The 1704-nt window shown below is 68.1% G+C and carries 1 pseudogene; it reads left to right on the forward strand.

The annotated features are described in order from the left end of the window. A pseudogene (locus ACK5IN_RS07925) lies at positions 1-1704 on the forward strand (DNA-directed RNA polymerase subunit beta'); the annotation flags it as partial.

Below are 1704 nucleotides of genomic sequence, written 5' to 3' on the forward strand. Positions count from 1 at the left end.
CGTCTGCGCCGCCTTCAACGCGGACTTCGACGGCGACCAGATGGCCGTGCACCTGCCGCTGTCGGTCGAGGCGCAGGCCGAGGCCCGCATCCTCATGCTCGCGTCGAACAACATCCTCAAGCCTTCGGACGGCCGCCCGGTGACCCTGCCCTCGCAGGACAGGATCATCGGTCGGCACCACCTGACGACGAGCAACGACGGCGCGCTCGGCGAAGGCCGCGTGTTCGGCTCGGTGGCCGAGGCCATCCTCGCCAAGGACGAGGGCACCCTCGACCTGCAGGCGAAGGTGCGCATCCGCATCCCGGGGATGACGTTCCTCGAGTCGGAGGGCGAGACCGCCGAGGCGATCGAGGCGTACGAGCGCAACGGCCTGGTGACCTCGTCGCTCGGTCAGGCGCTGTTCAACGACACGCTGCCGAAGGGCTACCCCTTCGTGCGCGAGCAGGCCGACAAGGGCAAGCTGTCGCAGATCGTCAACAAGCTGGCCGAGGAGTACCCCAAGGTCGAGGTGGCGGCGACGCTGGACCGCATCAAGGACGCGGGCTTCTACTGGGCCACGCGCTCGGGTGTGACCGTCGCCCTCAGCGACGTGCTCACGCCGCCGGCCAAGGGCGAGATCGTCGCGAAGCACGAGAAGGCCGCTGCCAAGGCCCAGTCGCAGTACGAGAAGGGTCTCATCACCGACGCCGAGCGCCGGCAGGAGCTCATCGAGATCTGGACCGAGGCGACCGACGAGGTCCAGAAGGCCATGCGCGAGAACTTCCCGGAGGACAACACCATCAACCGCATGGTGTCGTCGGGTGCTCGTGGAAACTGGCTGCAGATCCGCAACATCGCGGGTATGCGCGGTCTGGTGAACAACCCGAAGGGTGAGATCATCCCGCGCCCGATCATCTCCTCGTACCGCGAGGGGCTGAGCGTGGCCGAGTACTTCATCGCCACGCACGGTGCGCGCAAGGGCCTGGCAGACACCGCTCTGCGTACGGCCGACTCGGGCTATCTGACCCGCCGTCTGGTGGACGTCTCGCAGGACGTCATCATCCGCGAGGAGGACTGCGGCACGGTCAAGGGCCTCGAGATGCCGATCGCCCTGGCCGATGCCGACGGCACGCTGGTCAAGGACGCGAACGTCGAGAACTCGGTGTTCGCCCGTACGCTGGCCGCCGATGTGGTCGACGCCAAGGGTGAGGTCCTCGCCGCGGCGGGCGACGACGTGGGCGACGTACTCATCGACCGCCTCGTCGAGGCGGGCGTGGAGAGCATCAAGGTGCGCTCGGTGCTCACCTGCGACTCGGCGGTCGGCGTGTGTGCACGCTGCTATGGCCGTTCGCTGGCGACGGGCAAGATGGTCGACATCGGCGAGGCGGTGGGCATCATCGCGGCGCAGTCGATCGGCGAGCCCGGCACGCAGCTGACGATGCGCACCTTCCACACCGGTGGTTCGGCCTCGGCCGATGACATCACGCAGGGTCTGCCCCGCGTGCAGGAGCTGTTCGAAGCGCGCACGCCCAAGGGCGCCTCGCCGATCGCCGAGGCCGATGGCCGGATCACCATCGAGGAGACCGAGAAGTCCCGCAAGGTGATCCTCACCCCCGATGCGGGCGACGAACAGCACGTCTACCCGGTGCTCAAGCGTGCGACGCTGCTGGTCGAAGACGGCCAGCACGTCACGGTGGGCCAGCCCTTGCAGGTCGGCACGCTCGA

The sequence above is a fragment of the Microbacterium sp. genome (genome assembly GCF_047971895.1).
GTDB lineage: Bacteria > Actinomycetota > Actinomycetes > Actinomycetales > Microbacteriaceae > Microbacterium.